The sequence below is a fragment of the Candidatus Pelagibacter communis genome, from assembly GCF_001180185.1.
Lineage (GTDB): Bacteria > Pseudomonadota > Alphaproteobacteria > Pelagibacterales > Pelagibacteraceae > Pelagibacter > Pelagibacter ubique_F.
Genome location: NZ_CVSS01000003.1, coordinates 1 through 3,195 on the forward strand (window position 1 = coordinate 1; position 3,195 = coordinate 3,195).

At 24.0% G+C, this 3,195-nt stretch carries 4 protein-coding genes; all 4 read right to left on the reverse strand.

The genetic code is table 11. The features are described from left to right. Positions 1–26 precede the first annotated feature (26 nt). Positions 27–947 (reverse strand): UDP-3-O-acyl-N-acetylglucosamine deacetylase, encoded by a 921-nt coding sequence (gene lpxC / locus AMN95_RS00125; protein ID WP_075521986.1) that lies wholly within the window; start codon positions 945–947, stop codon positions 27–29. Positions 948–1,011: 64 nt separating this feature from the next. Beyond that, a complete protein-coding gene (locus tag AMN95_RS00130; RefSeq protein WP_075521987.1) occupies positions 1,012–1,713 on the reverse strand; it encodes a hypothetical protein in 702 nt (233 codons plus the stop codon). Further along, a complete protein-coding gene (locus tag AMN95_RS00135; protein WP_075521988.1) occupies positions 1,706–2,377 on the reverse strand; it encodes a cell division protein FtsQ/DivIB in 672 nt (223 codons plus the stop codon). The genes AMN95_RS00130 and AMN95_RS00135 overlap by 8 nt, the downstream gene beginning before the upstream one ends. Continuing rightward, a partial coding sequence (locus tag AMN95_RS00140) for a D-alanine--D-alanine ligase (RefSeq protein WP_075521989.1) occupies positions 2,358–3,195 on the reverse strand: 838 nt, incomplete at its 5' end. The genes AMN95_RS00140 and AMN95_RS00135, both read right to left, overlap by 20 nt.

A 3,195-nucleotide genomic window follows, 5' to 3' on the forward strand; every position in this document is an offset into this window, starting at 1 on the left:
AAACTAATTATAAGGATAAAAAAATATTATGCTATAGATCTTAATAAACTTTTATTTATCAAGGTATGAGGTAAATTTCTTTCTTGAATTTCAACGATTGAAAAATTTTCATTATTTCCAAACACTTTTCTTAATAGTTGGTTTGTCAAGAAGTGTCCACCTTGTGAACATTTAACACTTCCGACTATTCTGTATCCGCTTGTAAACAAATCTCCAATACAATCTAAAATTTTATGATTTACAAATTCGAGTGAATTTCTAAGCCCATTTTCATTTAAAATTTCATTATCTTTAACAACAATTGCATTTTCTAGGCTTCCACCTTTTGCTAGTCCTAATTTTTTAATTGCTTCGATATCCTCATATAAACAAAAAGTTCTCGAATTAAAAATATCTTTTAAATCATCTTCATAAACATTAACTTTATTTTTTTGATTTGCTATAAGATTATTTTGATACTTTAATTCAAAGTCTATATCTAAACTAAGTTTTGATGGTTCAATACTTATAAATCTGTCACCATCTTTAAATTCAATTTTGTTATTTATTTTTATAATCTTAATTGGTTTGTTGCTCACAGTAATGCCAGCTAATACAATTTTATCAATAAACTCTTTTGCAGAACCATCTAAGATTGGAACTTCCTCATTATCTATTTCAATCAAAACATTATCTATTCCTAAACCAAATAAAGCGCCCATTAAATGTTCGATTGTTGAAACTTTAACCCCATAATGATTGGATATTGTAGTATTTAAAGATGTATTACTTACATTAGAAAAATTTGGATAAACTAAATTATTTTCATTTAAGTCTATTCTTTTAAAAATTATACCTGTATCAGGTTCAGAGCTTTTTAAGTTAATTGTAACTATCTTACCGCTGTGTAACCCAATTCCTTGGAAAGATACCGAGCTTTTAATAGTTTTTTGGTTTAATAATGACACATCGATCTTTTATTCACGTTTTAAGAAAAACTAAAAACAACAAATGTTACCGTAAAATACAGATTTATCTAAAAAAATTGAAAAATTTCTCAAAAAAACCTATATTTTTTCGAGTTTTATTGAGAAAAATTATTTCTTTTTGATTATATCCGTTAGATAGTTTGTCAGATAAATCAAATATATTACTCAAATCAGATTTTTTAAAACTATTTACATAGTTAAAGCATGAAATATTTTTCACTAAAATTTGGTATTTAGAAAAAATTTTCTTAAGTTTTTGGGTGATTTCATGTTTTGATAAAATAAATTGTATTTCTAAGTATACATTTTTTTGGATGTTATCGGTTGGCATAGATGGATATTCTTTACCATCAACTAAATACTTTTTAATTATCATATGAATTAAATCATATCCTTGCATATTTTTCATGACATCATTCTTAATATTAAATAAATAATTTGAATTATTATCAAGTTGGTGTGATAAATAATTAAAATTATTTGTTGTTGAAATTTTAACATTAACAAATTCGTTAATATCAAGTATTAGATTTATTTCCTTAATATAATATTTAAATTTTTTTTCTAATTCGATAACGTTTTGATCCAAAAATTGCTCTAAAGGATCATATATTTTTTCAAGAGAAATTTCACTTATTGGAAACTCTTTTTCAAATAAGTCTTGATTATTATTATCTAAAATTGAAAATATAAATTTTTGATACCCTATAAATAGAAAGAATTTGTTCTTTTCTATTTTATCCACTGATAATTACCTGGTTATTATTTCTCAAATCAATGTTTGTAAAATTATTTAGATCTGCATCGTTAAGTATGTTTAACAAAATCTTAAAAGATTTCTCTAAATTTTTTGAAGGCAAACGTATAAGTAACCCTTCTTTGGTTTCTAAATCCCATCTTTTAGATTTAAAATAATATAAATTTTGAATACTTTGATAATTAAAGTTGAAATCATTCATTATCTTTTTTAATTTTAAAAATTCTGAAATTTCAATATCACCAAATATGAATGGTAAATCAATTTTCTCATCTTCAACTTTAATTAAATTACCATTTGATCCTATATAATAATCTTTACCTTCGTTTTTTGTAATTGCTAAAAAATTTGTTTTCCAAATTTTAACATTTAAATGTGTTGGGTATTTTTTGAAAATATATGAACTTTCAACGATTTCATTTGAATTAAGAATAGCTAAAACCTTTTCTTTACTCAGAAAAAAAAGGTTTTGATTTTTAAGTTTTGATAAATCCTGTCTTAATTTTTTATTTTCAAAATTACTTAAATCTTTAATCTTGAAGTTGCCATTCTTAAGAAAACTAGTGCTACCAATATTTTTATTACTAAACGTACCTAATGTAAAAAGTATAACTAATATCAAGAAAATTTTTTTATTTATTTGTTGAGGCATCTTTTAAAATTAAATTAATTAGTTTAATAAAATCTATACCTTTATAAGCAGATATTTCAGGAACTAACGAAAGTTTCGTCATACCAGGTTGTGTATTAATTTCTAAAAGATAAAATCTATTTCTATAGAATTTAAAATCCGATCTTGTAACACCCCTGCACTTTAACAAATTATGAACTCGCAAAGAAATATTCATAAGTTCATTATATTTTTTTTTTGGTAAATCTACTGGAATTATGTGTTTTGTTTTAGCTTTAGTATTATATTTTGCCTCATAATCATAAAATTTTCTTTTAGGCTTTAATTCTATTGCTCCTAACTTTATTTTTCCTAAAATTGCAGCTTGAATTTCCCGTCCAGGAATGAATTCTTCAATCAATATTTCTCTATAAAATTTAAGTTTTTTCAAATTATTTTTTAAATTTGAATTATTGCAAATATAAACATTTACGCTTGATCCCTCGTTAATAGGTTTAATAACTACAGGAAAACCAATCTTTTTTTTTATTTTAGATTTAATATCTGCAAAAGGTTCATCAAAATTATATTTTAAATAACGAGGTGTTAAAATATTGTTTTCAATAAATATTTTTTTTGAAATCTCTTTATCCATTGCCTTGGCAGATGCAAGGACACCCGAGTGTGTATACGGAATACCAATATGCTCTAGAATTGATTGAATATATCCATCCTCACCATATTGACCGTGTAAAGCATTAAATATTATGCTCGGCTTATATTTCTTTACTACCTCTGATAAGTTTTGGTCTGGTTCAATCTCTGATAAACATTCAAATTTCTTTGTAAATAAAGGGAAC